The 21,071-nt window shown below is 50.1% G+C and carries 17 protein-coding genes; 3 read left to right on the top strand and 14 right to left on the bottom strand.

The genetic code is table 11. The features are described from left to right. The first annotated feature begins 109 nt into the window (after positions 1-109). Positions 110-649, top strand: coding sequence for a Uma2 family endonuclease (locus tag DW922_RS03500; RefSeq protein WP_118725797.1), 540 nt, complete (start codon positions 110-112; stop codon positions 647-649). 77 nt (positions 650-726) lie between these two features. On the opposite strand, the gene DW922_RS03495 is transcribed toward DW922_RS03500, so the two are convergent. The 8 genes from DW922_RS03495 to yqeC all read right to left on the bottom strand — a co-directional run bounded on the left by DW922_RS03495 (position 727) and on the right by yqeC (position 8,724). Further along, positions 727-1,737 (bottom strand): GGGtGRT protein, encoded by a 1,011-nt coding sequence (locus DW922_RS03495; RefSeq protein WP_118707229.1) that lies wholly within the window; start codon positions 1,735-1,737, stop codon positions 727-729. An 18-nt stretch (positions 1,738-1,755) separates the two neighbouring features. Beyond that, positions 1,756-2,448 carry a hypothetical protein gene (locus DW922_RS03490; protein WP_118530060.1) on the bottom strand — a complete coding sequence of 231 codons (693 nt, stop codon included), beginning with the start codon at positions 2,446-2,448 and terminating at the stop codon, positions 1,756-1,758. A gap of 246 nt (positions 2,449-2,694) precedes the next feature. Beyond that, a complete protein-coding gene (gene gltA, locus DW922_RS03485; RefSeq protein WP_118543439.1) occupies positions 2,695-4,083 on the bottom strand; it encodes an NADPH-dependent glutamate synthase in 1,389 nt (462 codons plus the stop codon). Positions 4,084-4,234: 151 nt separating this feature from the next. After that, positions 4,235-5,119, bottom strand: a complete 885-nt coding sequence (locus tag DW922_RS03480) for a sulfide/dihydroorotate dehydrogenase-like FAD/NAD-binding protein (RefSeq protein ID WP_118543437.1) — start codon at positions 5,117-5,119, stop codon at positions 4,235-4,237. Between the two features lie 145 nt (positions 5,120-5,264). Further along, positions 5,265-5,753, bottom strand: coding sequence for a dihydrofolate reductase (locus tag DW922_RS03475; protein ID WP_118725796.1), 489 nt, complete (start codon positions 5,751-5,753; stop codon positions 5,265-5,267). Then, entirely contained in the window at positions 5,754-6,383 is a 630-nt protein-coding gene (locus tag DW922_RS03470; RefSeq protein ID WP_118725795.1) for a hypothetical protein, read from the bottom strand. A 22-nt stretch (positions 6,384-6,405) separates the two neighbouring features. Further along, positions 6,406-7,845 (bottom strand): selenium-dependent molybdenum cofactor biosynthesis protein YqeB, encoded by a 1,440-nt coding sequence (yqeB, locus tag DW922_RS17555; protein ID WP_195714992.1) that lies wholly within the window; start codon positions 7,843-7,845, stop codon positions 6,406-6,408. Positions 7,846-7,890: 45 nt separating this feature from the next. Next, on the bottom strand, positions 7,891-8,724 hold the full coding sequence (gene yqeC, locus DW922_RS03460; RefSeq protein WP_195714991.1) for a selenium cofactor biosynthesis protein YqeC: 834 nt from the start codon (positions 8,722-8,724) through the stop codon (positions 7,891-7,893). 487 nt (positions 8,725-9,211) lie between these two features. Here yqeC and DW922_RS18375 point away from each other — a divergent pair, with 487 nt between their 5' ends. Beyond that, on the top strand, positions 9,212-9,652 hold the full coding sequence (locus DW922_RS18375; protein WP_347560254.1) for a hypothetical protein: 441 nt from the start codon (positions 9,212-9,214) through the stop codon (positions 9,650-9,652). A gap of 128 nt (positions 9,653-9,780) precedes the next feature. On the opposite strand, the gene DW922_RS03450 is transcribed toward DW922_RS18375, so the two are convergent. The 6 genes from DW922_RS03450 to addB form a co-directional block, all read right to left on the bottom strand. After that, complete coding sequence (locus DW922_RS03450; protein WP_243032000.1) at positions 9,781-11,163, bottom strand: MATE family efflux transporter; 1,383 nt, start codon at positions 11,161-11,163, stop codon at positions 9,781-9,783. Between the two features lie 68 nt (positions 11,164-11,231). After that, a complete protein-coding gene (locus DW922_RS03445) occupies positions 11,232-11,483 on the bottom strand; it encodes a DUF4321 domain-containing protein (RefSeq protein WP_118718401.1) in 252 nt (83 codons plus the stop codon). Positions 11,484-11,569: 86 nt separating this feature from the next. Then, entirely contained in the window at positions 11,570-11,761 is a 192-nt protein-coding gene (locus DW922_RS03440; protein WP_118543430.1) for a DUF6472 family protein, read from the bottom strand. Positions 11,762-11,825: 64 nt separating this feature from the next. Next, a complete protein-coding gene (locus DW922_RS03435) occupies positions 11,826-13,169 on the bottom strand; it encodes an MATE family efflux transporter (RefSeq protein WP_118725792.1) in 1,344 nt (447 codons plus the stop codon). 191 nt (positions 13,170-13,360) lie between these two features. Beyond that, positions 13,361-16,996 carry a helicase-exonuclease AddAB subunit AddA gene (gene addA / locus DW922_RS03430; RefSeq protein ID WP_118725791.1) on the bottom strand — a complete coding sequence of 1,212 codons (3,636 nt, stop codon included), beginning with the start codon at positions 16,994-16,996 and terminating at the stop codon, positions 13,361-13,363. Further along, positions 16,978-20,475: a helicase-exonuclease AddAB subunit AddB gene (gene addB, locus DW922_RS03425; protein WP_118725790.1), complete on the bottom strand. Its 3,498-nt coding sequence runs from the start codon at positions 20,473-20,475 to the stop codon at positions 16,978-16,980. Before addB ends, addA begins: the two co-directional genes overlap by 19 nt. Positions 20,476-20,597: 122 nt before the next feature. On the opposite strand from addB, the gene DW922_RS03420 reads away from it, so the two are divergent. Further along, on the top strand, positions 20,598-21,035 hold the full coding sequence (locus tag DW922_RS03420) for a hypothetical protein (RefSeq protein WP_118725789.1): 438 nt from the start codon (positions 20,598-20,600) through the stop codon (positions 21,033-21,035). The last annotated feature ends 36 nt before the right edge of the window (positions 21,036-21,071 follow it).

Genomic DNA, 21,071 nt, shown 5'->3' with positions numbered 1-21,071 from the left:
AGAGGGATCGATCTATTGATAATTAGCTTATAAAGCGTAAAACTATCCATCGCTAATCTTCATATGAAAATTTTGAAGAGCAATATTATTGCAGAAAGGAAATGTTTTTATGCCGCTATTAAAAGACTACTACACCGCAGAAGATTACTGGAATCTGCCAGAGGGCGAACGTGCGGAGTTGATCAATGGAAAATTCTACGATATGGCACCACCAAGCCGAATTCATCAGAGGCTGGTCTCTAAATTGACTTCTGCCATTGATCAATACATTTCAGATCACCACGGCTCTTGCGAAGTCTATCCTGCTCCATTTGCTGTCAACCTCGATGCTGATGACAAAGATTGGGTAGAACCGGATGTCTCTGTAATCTGTGATTCAAATAAGCTGACTGATCGTGGATGTTCCGGAGCTCCGGATTTGGTTTTCGAAATTGTATCTCCATCAAGTCGGAAAATGGATTATAACCGAAAAAATACACTCTATTCCGACGCAGGCGTCCGGGAATACTGGATTGTCGATCCAGCAAAAGAACGCGTTACTGTTTACCATTACGAAGAAGATGCAGCACCAGTGATCTACTCCTTTACACAGGATATTCCGGTCGGAATCTATCCGGGACTGACAATTAAAATCAATGATTTACTGTAACTGAAGCGCGTTAAAAAAAGGGACTTTCAGAGCAATCTCTGAAAGTCCCTTTTCGCTTTATTTTAAGCCATTTTCAATTAGAATTTACCAGCGGTAGCTGCTTCCTCGATGGCAACTGCAACTGCAACGGTCATGCCGACCATCGGGTTGTTACCAGCGCCGATCAGACCCATCATCTCAACGTGAGCAGGCACGGAAGAAGAACCTGCGAACTGTGCATCGGAATGCATACGGCCAAGGGTATCAGTCATACCGTAGGAAGCCGGGCCTGCTGCCATGTTGTCCGGATGCAGGGTACGTCCGGTACCACCACCAGAAGCTACGGAGAAGTACTTCTTGCCTGCTTCCAGTCTCTCCTTCTTGTAGGTACCTGCTACCGGATGCTGGAAACGGGTCGGGTTGGTAGAGTTACCGGTGATGGAAACGTCTACGTTCTCTTTCCACATGATTGCAACGCCTTCCGGAACGCTGTTTGCGCCGTAGCAGTTTACTTTTGCACGAAGGCCTTCGGAGTAGGATTTACGGAATACTTCCTTAACCTCGTTGGTGTATGGGTTGTACTCAGTCTCGATGTAGGTGAAGCCGTTGATACGTGCGATGATCTGAGCTGCGTCTTTTCCAAGACCGTTTAAGATAACGCGAAGCGGTTTCTGACGAACTTTGTTTGCTTTCTCAGCGATACCGATTGCGCCCTCTGCTGCTGCGAAGGACTCGTGGCCTGCCAGGAATGCGAAGCACTCGGTCTCCTCTTCCAGAAGCATCTTGCCCAGATTACCATGTCCAAGACCTACTTTACGGGTATCTGCAACGGAACCCGGGATACAGAATGCCTGAAGGCCCTCGCCGATTGCTGCTGCTGCCTCAGATGCTTTTCTGCAGCCTTTTTTGATTGCGATTGCTGCGCCTACGGTGTAAGCCCATTTTGCGTTCTCGAAGCAGATCGGCTGAATGCCCTCGATCATTTTGTATACGTCAAGACCTGCGTCTTTGGTGATCTTCTCTGCCTCTTCAATGGAAGCGATGCCATAGCTGTTTAATGCTTCATTGATCTGTTTGATACGTCTCTCATATGATTCAAATAATGCCATGATTATAGTCCTCCTTCTTTACGCCTGTCTCGGGTCGATGATCTTAACTGCATCAGCAACACGGCCATACTGACCTTTTGCCTTCTCCCAAGCGGTGTTCGGATCATCACCCTTCTTGATGAAGTCAGTCATCTTGCCAAGGCTTACGAACTGATAACCAATGATCTGATCGTCTGCATCCAGAGCGATACCGGTTACATAGCCCTCAGCCATCTCCAGGTAACGAGGACCTTTCTTTAAGGTTCCGTACATGGTACCAACCTGGGAACGAAGACCCTTACCTAAGTCCTCCAGGCCAGCGCCGATCGGCAGACCGTCCTCAGAGAATGCACTCTGGGTTCTGCCGTATGCGATCTGTAAGAACAGCTCTCTCATAGCGGTGTTGATTGCGTCACATACCAGGTCGGTGTTCAGAGCTTCCAGAACAGTTAAGCCAGGAAGAATCTCAGCTGCCATTGCAGCGGAGTGGGTCATACCGGAGCATCCGATGGTCTCTACCAGAGCCTCCTGGATAATACCCTCTTTTACGTTCAGGGTCAGCTTGCAGGCACCCTGCTGCGGAGCACACCAGCCCACACCATGGGTCAAACCGGAAATGTCGGAAACCTGTTTGGACTGTACCCATTTTGCTTCTTCCGGGATCGGAGCAGCGCCATGATGAACGCCCTGTGCAACTGTGCACATCTCTTCTACTTCATGTGAATAAATCATGTTAAAACTCCTTTCAACTATGTAATGTCCTGAAAGTACGTGCTAAATGATGCTTCCGAAAATCTGCATTGCCCTGTACCCGGCAACGATATGAGATTGTCAAAAACATCACACCATACTTGATGTTATTTTCTCATAAAAGAGACAAATAGTCCAGTATTTTTTTGTAGAAATTTAAGAGCAGGTGGCACAAAGATTTGTGCCACCTGCTCCTTTTTTAGCATTTTGTCTATTATTTTGTTATTTTTATTTATTGCTTAAGTACTCGTGAATGCCCTTTGCACCGTGCTTTCCTGCTTCCATTGCCAGGATTACGGTTGCTGCACCGGTTACGGCATCGCCGCCTGCGAACACGCCCTCGCGGGAGGTCTGTCCGTTTGCAGCTTCAGCCACGATACATTTGCGCTTATTGATCTCAAGTCCCTCGGTGGTGGAGGAAATGAGTGGGTTCGGGGAGGTGCCAAGAGACATGATGACGGTGTCTACATCCATCACGTACTCAGAACCCGGAATTTCTACCGGGCGGCGTCTTCCGGATGCATCCGGCTCGCCAAGCTCCATCTTCACAACCTTGATGCCCTTAACCCAGTCGTTTTCATCGGTCAGGATCTCTACCGGGTTGGTCAGCAGGTCAAAAATAACGCCCTCTTCTTTTGCGTGGTGTACTTCCTCTACACGCGCCGGAAGCTCTGCCTCGCTGCGGCGGTATACGATATGTACCTCAGCGCCGAGACGCAGTGCGGTTCTTGCAGCATCCATGGCTACGTTTCCGCCGCCGACAACGGCTACCTTCTTGCCTGCAACGATCGGGGTATCGTAATCCTCACGGAATGCTTTCATGAGGTTATTTCTGGTTAAGTACTCATTTGCAGAGAATACGCCGTTTGCGTTCTCGCCCGGGATACCCATGAACTTCGGAAGACCTGCACCGGAACCGATGAAGACTGCCTCAAAGCCCTCTTCGTCCATCAGTTCGTCAATAGTAACGGACTTACCGATAATGACGTCAGTCTCGATCTTAACGCCCAGCTTCTTTACGTTTTCGATCTCAGAGCGGACAACGGTTTCTTTCGGGAGACGGAACTCCGGGATACCGTAGGTCAGTACTCCGCCCGGCTCATGAAGTGCCTCGAAGATGGTGACATCGTAGCCAAGCTTTGCCAGGTCACCTGCACAGGTCAGGCCTGCAGGGCCGGAGCCGACAACTGCAACCTTCTTGCCGTTCTTTACGTCAGATGCTTTCGGAACGAAGCCATTCTCTCTGGACCAGTCTGCCACGAAACGCTCCAGCTTACCGATGGAAATCGGCTCGCCCTTGATGCCGCGGATGCACTGTCCCTCACACTGGCTTTCCTGCGGGCATACACGGCCGCAGACTGCCGGAAGTGCGGAAGACTCTGCAATAACATTTGCTGCAGCCTCAAAGTTTCCAGCCTCCACTTCCTTGATGAATCCAGGAATGTTGATGGAAACCGGGCAACCACCCATGCACTTTGCGTTGTTCTTACACTTTAAGCATCTGGAAGCTTCTTCCATCGCCTCTTCTTTGTTATATCCATAGCACACTTCCTCAAAGTTGGTAGCGCGCACTTTTGCGTCCTGCTCTCTGACAGGAGTTTTCTTTAATACGTCCATTTCTTATCCTCCGATCGCAGACAGCTTTTTGCTGCCTTGCCTAATGAATCCGAATCTGCTTTGGCCTGTCCGCAGCTGTTTGCAGACTTTTTCCGTCACTGTTTGCGCAACGCGTGAACAGTATCTTATTCCGGCTTTCAGCGTTTTTCTATTAGCCGTTGCACTGTCCGCAGCCGCCATGATGGGTGTCGCCCTCGACAGCCTTTAACATCGCTCTGCCCTCTTCGGTCTTGTACATCTGCTGACGCTTCATCGCCTCGTCAAAGTTCACGAGATGACCGTCAAACTCCGGTCCGTCTACACATGCGAACTTCACCTCATCGCCTACGGTTAAGCGGCATGCTCCGCACATACCGGTTCCGTCTACCATGATCGGGTTCATGCTGACGATGGTCGGGATATTCAGCTCTTTAGTCAGTTTGCATACAAATTTCATCATGATCATCGGTCCGATGGCTACGCATACATCGTACTGTTTGCCCTGGTTCTCTACCAGGTCTTTGATCACTTCGGTTACCATGCCCTTGCGCACATAGGAACCGTCATCGGTGGTAATGTAAAGATTTCCAGCCTGCTCCTTCATCATGTCTTCCAGGATCAGAAGATCTTTGTTCTTTGCGCCTACGATTACATCGACATCGATGCCGTGCTGCTTCATCCACTTTACCTGCGGATAAACCGGTGCGGTACCAACGCCGCCTGCAACGAATAAGTATTTGCGTTTCTTTACCTCTTCCAAATCTTCCTTGACAAACTCAGACGGCTGACCAAGCGGTCCGACAAAGTCCTGGAATGCATCGCCTGCTTTTAACTCAGACATTTTTAAGGTAGATGCACCTACGATCTGGAACACGATGGTAACGGTGCCCTTCTCGCGGTCGAAATCGCAAATGGTAAGCGGGATACGCTCTCCCTTCTCATCCATTTTTACAATGACAAATTCTCCCGGCTGACAGGATCTTGCCACTCTCGGAGCTTCCACATCCATCAGGAAAATCTTCTCCGCAAGCTTTTCTGCTTTTAAAATCTTATACATTTCCTTCCTCCTGTTTTGCAATCTGCAAATTCTGTATGCCATCCATGAATATAACTTATTTTCAGACGTGCTAAAAGTATTTTAGCACGTCTGGTTTTGAATAGCAATACATTATTGTTAATAACATAACATATATTATACAGATTTATTTCCTTTTGTACAGTCGATATTCGTAACAAAGGTCAAAATATGTCTGTTCGTCGCTCTCCTCTGCCAGTTCCCACGAATTATCCTGATCTAAGTTCGGGAAGTGCGTGTCTGCTGCATAAGCAAAGTCAATCCAGGTGATCTGCGCTTCCTCGCAAAAAGGCAGGAACTGACGGTAAATGCTTTCTCCGCCGATGATATAAACATCGTCAGAATGATACGATGTAAGCAGGTCCTGCACTTCCTCAAGGCTATGACAGACCGTTGCCCCTTTTACCTGATATGCCGGGTCTGTGCTCAGCACAATGTTGGTCCGGCCATAAAGCGGCTGTCCGCCAGGCAGGCTTTCCAGGGTTTTGCGCCCCATCACGATGACCTTTCCGAGTGTCTGGTCCCGGAACATTTTCTGGTCCTGGGGAATCGATACAAGGAGCTGTCCCTTATTTCCGATCGCCCAGTTTTTATCTACCGCTGCAATCAGTTTCACTTAATCCTCCTCTTCCTCTGCCAGGATCAGTTCTTTTGCGTAAGGCAGTGTCCTGATCCAGTCACAGAAGGTGTGCCATTCATCCAGTTTATGGTTCTTTCTGGCAAAATAAATGTTGATCAGTGTCTCATAGTTTAAAGTGCAGGTCCGCATCTGGTTATAGCTGGACGGCAGAAGCTGGATCATATCATACCAGTACACCTTGTCCTTTGTTTCCACATACTTTAAACGGATGGTTTCCAGATGATCCACGATGGTCTGCATATAGGCTTCACTCTCCGGTGTCAGATGATCGTGGCTGAAATCGTCCAGTTCGAATGGCTTGCTGTGGATCTTATGCATGGTGCTGGTCGAGTTTGCTACTGTGGCCACTTTATAAGTATCGTACTCTTTCCACCAGTACATCGGTGCCGTAATATCGACCGAAACGAACACCTGGCGGATATATTTGCGATGGTCGCTTCCGGCACGGCGCAGACGCTTTGCCAAGCCCAGATCATTCGGGCCAAGCACATAATTTCCGTCTTCGTCATAGAAGCTGTCCATCCGGTCCCAGCTGTTCATGGGATTGCGTGCCCCACGCATGGCATTTTCCAAATTCATGACGCTGGTACGTTCTAATTTAATCATTCTCTATTCCTTCCTTATGGTTTCAACTCAATCGTTCTTGATTATAACAAAGCTGGGATTTCTCGTCAACATCTGCCAGTTCCCGGCTGTTATTTGCCGGGTAGCGGATCACGTCTTCCGGATGGGCCAGAAGGACCCTCTTACCGCCCACATCTCCCGTCAACTTTAACAATTCCTTCCGGTACTCCGGTGCAAACAAGACCGGATTTCCATCTTGTTCTTGCCACGTCACACAGGCAATGCCTTTTCTGTTTTTGCGAAACGCGGATACCAGCCCCTTTATCGTTTCCCCTGTCAGCCACGGCTGGTCGCAGACCGAGAAACAGACTGCATAATGTTCCGGAATCTGCTCCAGCGCAAGATGGATGGAATGCGAAATTCCAAGAATGCTTTCGGTATTTTTCACTGCCTCAAACCCATCCTGTTTCAGATCTTGTAAAATTTCATCATACTGGCTGACTACGATTTTCTTTGCAAAACAGTCTGGCATGACCATATTTACCTCGTCTGCCACATGACGGTACATCGGTTTATCTCCCACCATGATAAGAAGCTTGTTATCTCCATCCCCAAATCTCCGGCTGTCTCCTGCGGCAAGCAGCACCATGGCAACCGGCATATGCGCATAAGGCTGGTACCGATGGTTCAAAATTGCCTCCAGCACACCGCCTCCGATCGATGAAGCTTTGTCCGATACCGTAAAACAATGCTTCACTTCACACCGCGGATCGACATCGCCAGATTTCATACCGGTCGTCACGTTCACTCCGTCCTGCAATAATCCTCGTACCACACCGTCGATCTGAACCTTTACCGGTGTTTCATCCACATATCCGACAATGTCTCCAGCCTTCACTTGTGCGCCAATTTCGACGCATCCACGGAATGTTCCGTCTGCCGGTGCCTTGATCAGACGCTCCAGCCCGTATCCGCCGATCAGGCCAGGAATCCCGGTATTGTGGATGGCACTGCCAGACCAGATGCACCGTCCCAGGTAGTGCCCGCGCTTCGTCTCTACGACGCAGTGGCAATCTTCTCCGGCCGTAAAGCCAGGACCCACGCCAATCACTAGCGGTGCATCTGCCATGTGCGTTCCAAGATTTCGCTTTGCCAGGATGGCATCGACCAGCACATCCGGCTGAAACTCCCGGATGCAGTCTGCATGCTCATCTACCATGACTGCGATATTTCCATTCCCGATTTCTTTTTCTGCCATTTTCACCGAATCACACAGTACTCCGGTGACATCCTCCACCTGCATCCGTCCCAGATACACGGCCGGGGAAAATGCGACTGTGCGCCGCACCGTTGTCGGCACTGCGATTTCCGTCATAAGGATCTGGAATCCGGCACGGTAAAGGCGCAGCGCAATGCCGCTGGCGAGGTCACCGGAGCCCTTGACCAGGACCCTCCCCGTATTTCTGGAAGCTTCCATTATTTTTTCTGTTTTCTTTGTTTCCATCTGATTTTGTTCCCCTCCATTTTATCTTTTTGCTCTGTGCTACCCTTATTTTACCGCAGCTTTATCTTCTCCTGCAGAGCATGTCTCCCTCGTTGTCCGGACGCAGGCCTGCTGCAGCTTTTCCGGAAGTGCATGTACAACCATTTCAGAAAGCCTTCGTTCTCTTTCTGTATCTGCCTGGTTCAGAATGATCCGGTAATACCGGCCCCCTGCTCCCTTCCGGCTTCCCCGCTCATCCATCAGGATCAGTGCAAGATCTTCCGGCTCTATCCGGTCTGACGCGTTCCGTTTCAGCCACGGACCATGCGTTGAAAAGCGAAAGCAGCTGCTTTCAAACGTTTCGCCCAGCGCCGTCAGCCCTGCACATGCCACGACCAGGCCGGTCTGCGGGATCAGTACCGGCTCCGCAGAGGAAGGCACCTTCACTGGCAGACATTTAGAACCATCTGCTTCGATCAGGATCACATCGAACCGGGAAAGCAGCATTTCCATCACCGTCTCTTCTCCCAGATCCTCCGGCATGCAAAGCTTCCCCTCTCCTCCTTCTTTTTCCGTCCGCTTTCCGGCGGCAAGGATTCGTCCTTCCTCCAGCCTGTATTTTTGCCGGTCCGGTTTATCCTGCCCAAAAAGCCCGGACAGTCTTGGAAGTACTACTGTTTCATATTGGTCCGGCTTAAAAATATGGGTACTGGTCGTGACCAGCACTCTGGCGCCCCTGTCTGCCAATTCCCCGGCCAGATCATACATCGTGCTGGTCTTTCCGCCAGCTCCAACCAGGGAGACCACACGCGGCAGACTGTGCCAATCTGCAAAACCAAGTGCCTCCAAAAGGCTCTCCGCTCTCGCAAAACTGTGTTTTTCCGGATCCCAGTATTCCACAAACGGCGCTTTTCTTTGTTGTTTTTGCTCCGCCTGATGCCCGTGTTTTATCTGTTGTTCTGTCTGTTGTTTTCGTTCTATCCATTGATTTTGTTTCATTTTCTGTTTTTGTTCCACTCCCAGATTTTTCAACCGTCCTTGTTCTTTTCCTCTTCCCGTGCTATACTATGGTACTGGATTATTGGCACTACGTGCACTTCAATCGGTAACCGTTAACCCTAACATCATTCTATTACAAACGATCATGAACCCATTCTATCATTTTCGCGCCCTTTCAGACAAGACTTATGACCGGATTCTCTTTTTTTGTGGTCTGTTCCTGCTTTTGACAGAGCTCTACAAGCAATGCTTTTTATATTTTATCATTGACCATGGGCACTATGACTGGTGTTTTTTTCCTTTCCAGCTCTGCAGCCTGCCCATGTATCTGTGTCTTTTACTTCCTGCCTTTAAACCCGGGCCCAAAAAGACAGCGGTCTATACCTTTTTGCAGGACTTCAACCTGCTCGGCGGTCTGGCTGCCCTGATCGTGTCAGATGGTTTTCGCGGTATCCACTGGACGCTGACCCTGCACGGCTATGTATGGCATATGCTTTTAGTATGCATCGGCCTGTTTGTTTTCTGTGGCGGCCGTTCCGACCTGAGCCGGAAGGGCTATCTCCGCACACTTCCACTTTTCTTTCTAAGCTGTGCGGCCGCTTTCCTGATCAACATTCTGGCTCCCGGTCATGGACAGGCCGATATGTTTTATATCTCACCCTACTACCCAAGCACCCAGCCGGTGTTTCATGAAATCGCCCTGTACATCGGCATTATGCCCGCTAATCTGCTCTACCTGCTCACAGTCTGTGTCGGTGCGGCCATTCTTCATGCTTTGTTTTGCAAGGCTTCCGCCTGGCTGCATATTCCACAGTATAAAAACAGATGAATTGTTTACGCAGCGCATGAACCATGACGTGAAAATCCGTGGATGCGCCACTGGCAGCTTCCCGTCAGGCAATGGAAAAAGGTCCCACGCATTTATGCATGAGACCTTTTTTCATTGCTTTGTATATTTCATGATGCTTTGTTTCTCTTAGCCGCTATCCTTTTCCGGATCACAATATAACAGATGATATGTGCCGTAAAGGTAATGACCCAGGTGACCGGATAAGAAATATAAAGCGTGGTCAGTGTCCGATGCATCGCAAAAACCGTAAAGATCCAGATTACACGGAAGAGGCAGGCGCCAGTCAGGGACACCAGCATCGGCACGACAGAATATCCAAGGCCTCTTAATCCGCCTACCATGGTATCCATGATGCCGCACAGAAAATACGTTCCGTTGATGATCCGCATTCGCATCATCCCGTAGGAAATTACCTCTGGATCGGAGGAATAGATCTGTAAAAGCTTTGGTCCGGTCAGCACGGCACCGCCGCCCATGACCACGCCTACCACAATGACTACCCCAAGGCAATACAAAAGGATTCTGGTAACCCGCTTCATCTTCCCAGCTCCGTAGTTCTGGCTGGTAAAACTTAATGCAGTCTGGTATACCGCATTCATCGCATTGTATACAAAGCCCTCCACGTTTGCAGAAGCCGTGCTTCCCGCCATGGCGATGGAACCGAACGAGTTAATAGAGGACTGGATAAGCACATTCGATACGGAGAAGATCGCGCCCTGGAATCCAGCCGGCAGGCCGATCTTTAAGATCAGCTTTACCTTCGACTCTGTCAGTCTCAGCTTCTCCCGGCAAAGACGGTAAGAGGAATCCGAATGAGCTAGGCAGCGCACGATCAGCACAGCGGAAATGCACTCAGATACAACCGTTGCCGTCGCAACACCAGCAACTCCCATAGACAGGGCAATGACAAAAAACAGATTCAGCACCACATTCACCGCACCTGCAAAAAGCAGAAAATAGAGCGGCCTTTTGGTGTCTCCCACCGCCCTTAAGATCGCACTGCCAAAGTTGTAGGTCAGCGTGGCCGGCATGCCAATGAAATAGATTTTCAAATACAGGGCAGCCAGCGGCAATACGTCATCCGGCGTTCCCATCAGTGTCAGCATTGGCCCTGAAAAGCATACGCCGATAAAGATCAGCAATATCCCGCCTGCCAGTGCGATCATCATCGCCGTGTGTACGGTTTCCTCCAGATCCTTGTGCTTCTGGGCACCGGAATACTGGGCCACCAGAACATTCGCACCGATCGACAAGCCCACAAACACGTTGATCATCAGGTTGATCAGCGCTGTGGTAGATCCAACTGCAGCAAGTGATTCCCTGCCCGCAAAATGCCCGACCACAATGATATCAGCGGCATTAAACAACAGCTGTAAGATACCAGAAAGGATCAGTGGTACCGCAAAAGCTATGATCTTTGGGAAAAGCGGTCCGTTGCACATGTCCATTTCATAGGTTTTTCCCCTTTTTTTCGCTGTCTGTTCCATCATTCTTCTCCTATTTCCCTCCAAAAACCTGTATCTCTATTTCTGATTCCTGCAATGCAGGACCTGAATCTTTATAAATAACGGTAGATCAAAAGTGCAACCGCCACACCGATGATACTTGCCATCGTAATGCGGATCGTCAGGCCAAAGGTAATGACCAGAAGCCCGAGATTTAAAACCAGTGGGGTATCCAGCCCAAAGGATTGTCCAAAATTCAACCAGGATAACAGGCTGATCGTCTTCGTTGCTTCCCCGAGAAAACCACCGAGCACGATCCCTGCTAAAAGCAGCAAAAGCAATATCCAGAAATTTTTGTTTTTCATCGTCTGTCCCCTCCATATATATCCTGTAACGCTTCCATACCTTCACAGCTGCAGCAAGGTTACGATTCACGCGCTGCACAAACGCATTACATCTGCTTGCGCACAATCATGTACTCGTCTCCCAGACGGTAATAGGGGCAGTCATAGAATTTATCCTCCATGAAACGTGCCATCTCATCCTCGTCGAGATTTACCTCGCACACATAGCACTCGTAGTCTTCATCATACTCATAATACATACAGCTTTCGCAGCTTCCCTGCTGTTTCTTTTTTTTCATGAATTTATTCCTTTCACGTAACTGTCCGGTTCCTTCGCAGTTACCTTTCACAACATTTACTGCCTCATGCGCCTGCAAAGTTTTTTTCCAGCCGCTTTGTCACATTACGGTTGCACCACAGGGATAAGATGCTTCCAACGCTCCAGCCAAACGGCCAGGACAGCCAGACTCCGGTCACACCCAAAAAAGATGCAAACACAAAAGAAAGCACTACCCTGAGGATCAGATCAGAAAAGGTTGCCAGCATAAATTCCTTCATGGCCCCGGCACCGCGAAGCATTCCGTCGGATGCCAGCTTTAAGGCGATCACCAGGTAAAACGGTGATACAATGCGCAAAAACTGGATACCGGTCTCCATGGCCACAGCACTTTCCTCCTGCATGAACAGAGACATCATCAGACGTCCAAAGCCGAAAAATGCCACAATGAACGGCACCGCCAGAAGAAGTCCCATTCTGACACCACCACGCATTCCCTGCTTTACACGGTCCACCTTTCCGGCTCCGATGTTCTGTGCCGTGAAGCTGGAGATTCCGTTTCCAAGCGTTGTAAAGCTGGTGATCGTAAAGGTATTCAGCTTGATTGCTGCAGAATACCCGGCAATGACAGAGGAGCCGAAGGAGTTGATCAGTCCCTGCACAAAAATATTTCCGATGGATACAAAGCTCTGCTGCAGGATGCTTGGAATCGCGATTCGTGCGATCCGCTTCAGCATATCCATGGAAAAATAAGCAGCCCTTTTCTCTGTTTTTATCTGTTTTAAGCGTCCTGCCATAGTGAATAAGGCCAGAACACAGGCAATTCCCTGGGCTATAAAGGTTGCCCATGCCACACCGGCTACACCCCAGTGCAGCCCCGCCACAAACCAGTAGTCCAGGAAAATATTTCCAAGCGAAGATCCGATCAGGAAATACAACGGTGTTTTGGAATCTCCCAGAGAGGTAAAAATACCGGTTGCCACATTATACAAAAACAGGAACACAAAACCACCGATATAGATTCTTAAATAAAGATCACCCAGACTGAATATATTTTCCGGTGTCTGGATCATGCGCATCAGCGCCCGGCTTCCGAAAAGTCCAAATACGGTCAGTACGACCGACAGCACTGAAGCTGAGATCAGGGTCGTATAGACCGAGGTTTTCATCTGCTCATACCGTTTCGCCCCAAAGAACTGGGATATGACTACGGAACAGCCGATATTGCTTCCAACTGCAATTGCCATAAAGATCATGGTGATAGGATAGGAAGCACCCACTGCTGCCAATGCATCTTCCCCGGCAAACCGGCCGGCAATGACGCTGTCTGCAATGTTATACAGCTGCTGGAAGATCACACTGATAAACATGGGAATGGTAAAGCGCCATAACAGGCTTTGCGGTTTTCCTTCTGTCAGGTCTTTCATCATAATACGTTTTCCTCACATTCCTTTCAATCTAAAGCAGCTTTCGCCCGGATCAGCTCCGGCGCCAAAAGCCGCATCCTTAGAATGCTACCACTTTTTTACAAATTATGCAATTCAGATTTTGCTGTTGCTGCACACGCGTGCGTATCCAGCAGCGGTTTTGGAATATTTTTTTCAGAAAACCTCTCTCATTTTCAGCATGGGATAGCCCGCTGGAGGGTCAGGGAATAAATCCACTTTTCCCGGACCTTCTTACCTGTCATCTGGCTTAAGGCGCGCTCATAATAATCCAGCTGGCGTTTGTAATGCTCCAGAAGGATGCGGCTGCTTCTGGTCTTATCCGTCTTATAATCGACCAGGACCAGCTCTCCGTCTTCCTCAAAATAAGCATCGATGATACCCTGGATCACCACCAGCTCTCCACTGTCCACCGGGCCAACCTCCCTGGCCGGCACTCCCATAACAAACTGCTGCTCCTTGTGAAGCATTCCTGCTGCCTGGGCCTTCGCCATACGTTTTCCCATCCCGGACTGCAGAAATTCCCAGATCATGCCGGTATCGACCAGATTTTTATTTTCCTGCGTATACTGTTTTTCTGCTACAAACTGCTCCAGCCAGTACTCCACATCCTCCTGGCTATGGATCTGGTCAAATGGCAGAAGCTCCAGCGCACGGTGGTACGCCGTTCCCCTTGTGGCACCATCGGATTGTGGCTCAGGCTCTGCCGCCTGGTCTTCTCCGCTGTCCTCCTCCGTCCAGGTAAGCACCGGTGCAAAGGGCTGCTCTGCTTCCTCCTCATCGGTCAGCTGGCCCATCTTTTTTAGTTCTGAGACCGACATTTTCACATGCAGTGTCACATCTGCAGCATGGGGATATGCAAAGCCAAGATGCTGCCCCAGACGTTCTGCAAATTCTGCATCATATGTTTGGTCCAGATCAAGCTTTAAAAGCTGTTCCTTAGCACTTTTTTTCAAAACCTGCTGCTCCAGTTCTTCCCCGATAAAATCTGCCAGCGGGACCTCATCCACCAGGACCCGGAGACCGTTTCCTGTTTTTCCCGTGCACATCAGAATCCAGTCCAGATACGATGCCGCTTCGGAAAGGATCGTGTAAGGGATCTGTCCATCCACAAGCGGGACCTGGCTGTATTTTTCCAGCGTCCTCTGAAGACTTTTATCAGTCCCCGTCATGATCAGCTGTTCCTTGGCGCGGGTCATCGCAACATAGAGGACCCTTAGCTCCTCTCCCATGCTGTCCAGTTCCATTTTTCTGCGCAGGACATTTTTCTTGAGCGTAGAGGTTTTCACACGGTGCTCCACATCCAGATAATCTGTCGCAATGCCAAGCTCCGGATCGATCAGGACTTTTCCATGCACATCCTGTTTGTTAAATTTCTTTCCCATTCCCGCAAGAAAAACAACCGGGAATTCCAGGCCCTTACTTTTATGGATGCTCATGATGCGTACCGTGTTATCTTCCTCGCCCACAACAGAAGCCTCCCCGAAATCAGAATTGTACTTTTTCAGGTTATCGATGTAGCGGATAAAGTGGAACAATCCCTTATAGCTGGTTTTTTCATAAGCTGCCGCTTTTTCTACCAGCATATCCAGATTTGCCCGTCTGGTAGCCCCGGCTGGCATCGCAGATACATAATCATAATACCCAGTCTCCTCATAGAGGCGGTAGATGAGCTCATGGATCGGCAGATAAGAGGCCAGCAGGCGGAAGCGCTCCAGCCTTTCAAAAAAGCCCTTCAGGCCTTCCCAGCACATGGCCGCCGCATAGATACCGCGGTCCTGTCCTTTGTCAGCCTGGCTGCGGTAAGCAGCCATCATCCCGGCAAGCTCCTTATCACTCATTCCAACCACCGGGGATCTGAGTACTGCCGCCAGCGGAATATCCTGCATGGGGTTGTCGATCACCGCCAGCATAGCAAGAACTGTTTCCACCTCCAGCGTATTAAAATACCCCATACGTGACTCCGCATAAGCCGGGATTCCTGCATTCATCAGGACCTGTAAAAGAGTCTCTGTCCATTCCCCCGTGCTGCGCAGCAGGATCACGATGTCCCGGTACTGCGCCGTGCGGTAGCCGCCAGTCCCAGAGAGCTTTTTATCCCATACCAGAAGGCCCTGGTCCGGATCTGTCAGTCTCCGGATCCTGGATGCGATCAACTTCGCCTCCAGCTCCTTTGCAGTGTAATCAGCTGCATCTTCATCCAGGTCTTCAAGGGCCTTTGCCCCTGTATCGACCATAAGAAGCTCCGGGATCCCGCCAGTATGGCTCCCGGCCGGCGGCTCAGCAAAAACCGCTCCGGGATTTAATGCCGCTTCCTTTGTATAACGGATATTTCCCATGTTTTCCGTCATGATCCGGTAGAAGATGTCATTGATCCCCATAAGAACCGAATCGCGGCTTCGGAAATTCTGGTGAAGCTCAATCTTCTGGTCTGGACCATCTGTCTCCGGTTCCAGCGGATACGCCGTATATTTTTCCAAAAAGAGCTCCGGTCTCGCAAGGCGGAAGCGGTAAATACTCTGCTTCACATCACCTACCATAAACACGTTGTGCTGACCAAAGCGTTCCCTCGAAACAGCTCTTAACAGCTCTTCCTGCACCAGATTACTGTCCTGGTATTCATCGACCAGCACCTCCCGGTACTGCATGCTCAGCTCATCGGCTGCATCGGTATAAACCGTTTTTCCATCCTCCCTGCAGATCAGGACCTTTAAGGCCTCATGTTCCAGATCGTTAAAATCTACCAGGTTTTTATCCCGTTTTTTTTCCTGAAACCGCCTTGCAAAGTCCTCTGCCAGATCAAGCAGCATGCCAATTGCTTCCCTGGTACCGCAAAGATCCGCAAACATAGACTCCACAGAATCAAAACAGTACATTTTCTTCATTTCCTTGACTGCTTCCTTTACACGGTTCCTGCAGCCGGTCACATAAGCCTTTTTCTCCGGATCTGCCTCCTTGCTGCGCACCGTTGCAAGACGCCCAAAGCCAGCAGCAAAAAGCCGTTCATGGAAGGCCGGGAAAGCTTCTGCCTCTGCGAGGCCCTTTAGCATATGGACATCTTCTGAAAATGCCGGCTCATAGGCACACAAAAATTCATCCTCCAGACAGATGTCCCTGGCCTCCTCCATCTGGTCTTTTAATTCCATGACCTGGCGCTTTAGATCCTCCATCAGAAAATCCATCCATCTTCCGGATTCCTCATCCGCAAGCTCATTTCTGCAGGCTTCGATCCACTGCTCCGGATAGGGATTACTCTGGGAAAAATCGTAAACCTGCCTAATATAGTCTTCGATTCCTGCATCGGTCTTTCCCTGGGCAAAGGTCTCCACAAAACGCTCAAAGCGGCTGTCACCGGAAGCATAAAATGCTTCCAGAAGTTCTTCCATGACATCTGCCCGCATTAAAAGCAATTCTCCCTCATCCCCGATGCGGAAGGATGGGTCCAGATCCAGCTGGTTGAAATGTTCCCGGATCACATTCAGGCAAAAACTGTCGATCGTCGTGATCTGGGCATGATGGACCAGCGTAGCCTGCATCTGAAGATGCTCATTTTCCGGATGCTCCTTCAGCTTCTGTTCAATCGCTGATGCGATCCGCTCCCGCATTTCTGCGGCTGCCGCATTGGTGAACGTCATGACCAGAAGCTCATCGATCCCCGGCGGATTTTCCCCTTCCGTCACCATACGGATGATGCGTTCTACCAGCACTGCTGTCTTTCCGCTTCCGGCTGCTGCACTGACTAAAAGATTTTTCCCCCGGCTTTCAATGACCTGGCTTTGTTCCCTTGTCCAGTTTACTGCTGTTCCCTGCATATTTCCTCCCAGATCTCCTCTGTTTTTTTCTTTTTCCACCTGTTAAATTCATAGCCGGAGATTTTCCGGTCAAACCCGCACACCGCATGGTACGGACAGTAATCACAGGCTGTTTTTTTCCCATTCTTGTAAGGCTCTACCCCGATCTCTCCATCCAGGATCTCCCGGCCCGCCTCCTTCAGCTTCCGGTGGACAAACTGGCTCAGCCGTTCAAAGCGTTTCCGGTCCGCCACAGAAGATTTCGCTTCCTGCACCTTACCATCTTTTAAGACAACCGGGATCACATCCGATTCCTTTTCAATGGTATGGTCCAGATGCCGCACCGCCTCCAGTTCACTGTTCACCAGGCCGTTCATGCAGAGCTTTTTTAGGATCTGCGCATCAATCTGCTCCTGATCCGGCTCTCCATTTTTGTCTGCCAGCGGATCATCAATGTTATAATAGAGAATTCCTGCCGGCACAATATCCTTTTCCGGATACTGCTTCTTCGCCAGCTCCGTCACCGCATCCATATAAACAACCAGCTGCAGCTGCAGTCCATAATAAAGAGCCAGAAGGTCGAACGAGGTTTTCCCTGATTTATAATCAATGATCTTAACATACACCTTGTCCCTATCCTCGCATACATCCATGCGGTCGATCCGTCCGCGCAGATGCAGCGCCTCCTGGTCTGACAGCGCGATCTTCATCGCCTGAAGGTTATCTGCCGACGAAAAGGATACCTCAAACCCAGCCGGTACAAAATCGCCCTTCTGGATTTGCTGCTGCAGGGCCCACACCGTACGTTTTGCGATCTGCCCGACACGGCGGGTCAGATACTCGTTTCTTGCTGAGCTTTTTAAAATGGTATTTCCATAGCTTCCCGTGACAGCAGCTACGCACTCTTCCACCAGCGCATCCCGTGTCTCATCGCTCATGGTATGCCAGTCATATTCCCGCTCCTTTACCTCGCGGAAGCATAGATCGATCGATTCGTGGAACAGCGTTCCGATATCGGAAAATGCCAGCTCATAGCGTTTCCGCTCTAAAAGCTCCAGACCATACTTGAGAAAATGGCCATATGCACAGGCTGCATACTGCTCCAGGCGTGTCACGCTTCCACTTAAGATATTTCCGTATAAAGCATTGGCCACTGCATGGGAAATTCCCTGTTTCTTATAGACGAAAAAGGCCGCATCCATAAAATGGTGCAGTGCTTCCGCATAGGTTTCTGAGGAAGCAAACCAGCGGTACAATTCCAGAAACTGCTCACTGGTGCTTCCGTCACGGTATGCATTCAGGCCATCTGCAAGCCTTCTCTTTGCCTCCGTCACGGAATAGATCTCCTGGCTGTTCGCACTTTCCTGGTCTTCGAATGGTGCATCCGGGAACATGCCGCGAAGCTCCCCGACCAGAAAAGACGGCCTGCGGCTTTTTCCGTCGGCCCCCGTTCTGGACCACGACAAAATGAGCCGGTCCGATGGCTTTGTCATCATCAGGTACAGGTAAAACCGCTGCTGGAAGCTTTCTTCCCTGGCAGTCGGAGCCAGCTCCATATGGTGGGCTCCCAAAAATTCCCGGTCCCGGTCCGAAAGCAGGCTTCCGGATTCCCCGCGGGATGGTACGATCCCGTCATTAACACCGGCAAAAAAGAGTACCTTAATGTGTGCCAGGCGTGTCCGGGTAATATCTCCCACCACAACCCGGTCTGCCACTGCCGGGATCACACCCACCTTCAGCTCTGCAAAGCCGGCATCCAGGATTTCCAGATACTCCTTCCGGCTTACGCACTCTTCACCCAGAAGATCAGAAAGCCGCTTCAGCATGTCCGTCACAAGTCCATATACCTGGCTGTACTCCTTTGCCAGACGGTGTTCCCCGGTTTTTTCAAAATACTCCTGATAGCTGCTTAACCGTTTTTCCGCCTGGCAGTCCTTTAAAAGCTGCAGCACAGCCGCAGTCATGTCCGCGATCGTAAGGTGCTCCCTGCGGAATGCCTCCTGCATCGCAAGCAAAGGAGCCAGCACCTGGTCTTTAAACTGGTTCAGCTCCGTTATATTTAACTCTCCTACCCCACGGTAGGTATTCTCCCAGACCTCCCGGTACCGTCTGCCGCCGCGGATTCCCATAGCAAGGATATAATTTTCCAGACGGTCCAGCTTCTCCCGCTCCAGGCTTACCAGTCCGGACCGCAAAAAGCGCATCACACTCTCGTAGGAAAAGTCCTGGCGCACAGCCTCCAGTGCTGCGCGGAGCAGCTCCACAAGACTGTTATCCAGAATGCTTTTCTTATCGTCCAGGAAATGCGGGATCCCATTCTGGGTAAACTGGTGTACGATTTCCTTTCCATATCCGGGAAGATCCCCGGTGATCACAGCGATCTCGCGGTAACGCACACCCTTTTCCTGCACCAGCTTCTGGATCTGGTGAACGATCTGGTTTACCTCTCCCGACGGATTGGAGGCCTGCCAGAACGCAATGCTCCCTGCCTCCAGTCTCTCTGGATTTTCTTTTTGCTGGATTCCAGTGTCTCCTTTTTGCTGCACTCCAGCAGCTTCTTTTCCTTCGTTTTGCCTGAGACCATCTGTCTTATATCTGTTTTCTGTCCCATAGCGGAACAGATGCTGCTCCAGCCAGGCAAGCTCCGGGCTTTTTGCAAAGCGCCGGCTTTTCTGGTCTGTCAGTAAAACATCCGGCAGCTTTGGAACCTGGTTTTTCTCCGCAAGCTCCGACAGACGGAATACTACCTGGCGGCTCATATAAAACAGGTTCTGGATTCCCATCTTTCCATAAACCCCTGCATGCGCATCTGCCGTTACCGTCACATAAACCTTCTTTGCATAAACAAGAAATAATTCCGCCAGCCGGTACTGGACCGGGGTAAAGCCTGTATAACCGTCCAGTGCGATCACACTGTTTCTGATCAGCTTTGATTCTGGGAGCAGGCGGCAGAGCACATCCAGCACCTGCTCCGTGGTAATATAGTGTCCTTCAATATATTCCTGAAATCCCTGCTCTACCAGGGCCAGATCCTCCAGCTTCTGTCTTAAAAGCGGTGATTTTGCCTCCGGAGCCATTTCCCGCAGAGCCTCAGGAGTGATCCCGTACTGGTAAAATTCCGACAGCATCGACTTTAACTGTCCGACAAAGCCGGATTTATTTAATTGCCCGCCAAACAGGACGAGCTGGCGCTTCTGGGCAGCTGCCACCTTGCGCAGCACCATAGACTTGCCCATGTCATCCAGAACTGCCAGATTTTCCACTGCCAGCTCCTCAAAAACCCGGTATGCAAGCCGGGCAAAGCTGACAATATCGATATTCATGGTGCCATGGCAAGGATGTCTGGTTACAATGTCCTTCTGGGTCTGCATGGTAAACTGCTCCGGCACGATCAGAAAAAACTGCTGCTTAGAGTGCTCCATGGACAGGCGGATCAGCTCGTCATATAAAAGGGTGGTTTTCCCGGAACCCGCTCCGCCTAAGATCAATTGCAATGCCATGTTGTTTGTCCTTTCCTGTTCATAATCGTTATTTAATCCTTATCAGAATCCGTTCCATCCAGTATAGCATAAAACCCTATTTCTGAGAATAGATTATAGCAAACATCACCGGAGGTCTCCCCATGAGTTCCAAAACAAAAATCGTTGTCCTGCGCATGAAAGAAATTATCTATACTGCGATTTTCATTGGCCTTGGAATTCTTCTGATCCTGCTTCTGCTGGTTATGTTCCGCCCGAAAAAGGAAAGCAGCGCCGCACCTGCAAGCGCACAATACATACCAGGCGTCTATGCCTCCTTCATTACCCTTGGGGCCCAGGAGGTGAACGTAGAGGTAAGCGTGGATGCGAACCGCATCACCTCGGTCACCCTGGTCCCGTTAAGTGATGCGGTTGCGACCATGTACCCGCTGATGCAGCCATCCTTAAATAACCTGACCAGCCAGATCTTAGACAGCCAGTCCCTCGAAAACATATCCTTTCCAGAGGAAACCCGCTACACCTCCCAGGTACTTTTACAGGCCATTAAAAAAGCACTAAAAAAAGCTGCACCCACAGCCTGACCAGCAATCTGGCCAGGCTGCAGATGCAGCTTTCAT

This window comes from Clostridium sp. AM42-4 (assembly GCF_003480105.1).
GTDB lineage: Bacteria > Bacillota > Clostridia > Lachnospirales > Lachnospiraceae > Brotaphodocola.
Note: the sequence above shows the minus strand (reverse complement) of the source record. Positions and strands in the feature narration are given on the sequence as shown.

Bases quoted from the DNA above. Each gene is read 5' to 3' on its own strand.
- DW922_RS03500 (WP_118725797.1), top strand. From the start codon at position 110: ATGCCGCTATTAAAAGACTACTACACCGCAGAAGATTACTGGAATCTG.
- DW922_RS03495 (WP_118707229.1), bottom strand. From the start codon at position 1,737: ATGGCATTATTTGAATCATATGAGAGACGTATCAAACAGATCAATGAA.
- DW922_RS03490 (WP_118530060.1), bottom strand. From the start codon at position 2,448: ATGATTTATTCACATGAAGTAGAAGAGATGTGCACAGTTGCACAGGGC.
- gltA (WP_118543439.1), bottom strand. From the start codon at position 4,083: ATGGACGTATTAAAGAAAACTCCTGTCAGAGAGCAGGACGCAAAAGTG.
- DW922_RS03480 (WP_118543437.1), bottom strand. From the start codon at position 5,119: ATGTATAAGATTTTAAAAGCAGAAAAGCTTGCGGAGAAGATTTTCCTG.
- DW922_RS03470 (WP_118725795.1), bottom strand. From the start codon at position 6,383: ATGATTAAATTAGAACGTACCAGCGTCATGAATTTGGAAAATGCCATG.
- yqeB (WP_195714992.1), bottom strand. From the start codon at position 7,845: ATGGAAACAAAGAAAACAGAAAAAATAATGGAAGCTTCCAGAAATACG.
- DW922_RS03450 (WP_243032000.1), bottom strand. From the start codon at position 11,163: ATGATGGAACAGACAGCGAAAAAAAGGGGAAAAACCTATGAAATGGAC.
- DW922_RS03445 (WP_118718401.1), bottom strand. From the start codon at position 11,483: ATGAAAAACAAAAATTTCTGGATATTGCTTTTGCTGCTTTTAGCAGGG.
- DW922_RS03440 (WP_118543430.1), bottom strand. From the start codon at position 11,761: ATGAAAAAAAAGAAACAGCAGGGAAGCTGCGAAAGCTGTATGTATTAT.
- DW922_RS03435 (WP_118725792.1), bottom strand. From the start codon at position 13,169: ATGATGAAAGACCTGACAGAAGGAAAACCGCAAAGCCTGTTATGGCGC.
- addA (WP_118725791.1), bottom strand. From the start codon at position 16,996: ATGCAGGGAACAGCAGTAAACTGGACAAGGGAACAAAGCCAGGTCATT.
- addB (WP_118725790.1), bottom strand. From the start codon at position 20,475: ATGGCATTGCAATTGATCTTAGGCGGAGCGGGTTCCGGGAAAACCACC.
- DW922_RS03420 (WP_118725789.1), top strand. From the start codon at position 20,598: ATGAGTTCCAAAACAAAAATCGTTGTCCTGCGCATGAAAGAAATTATC.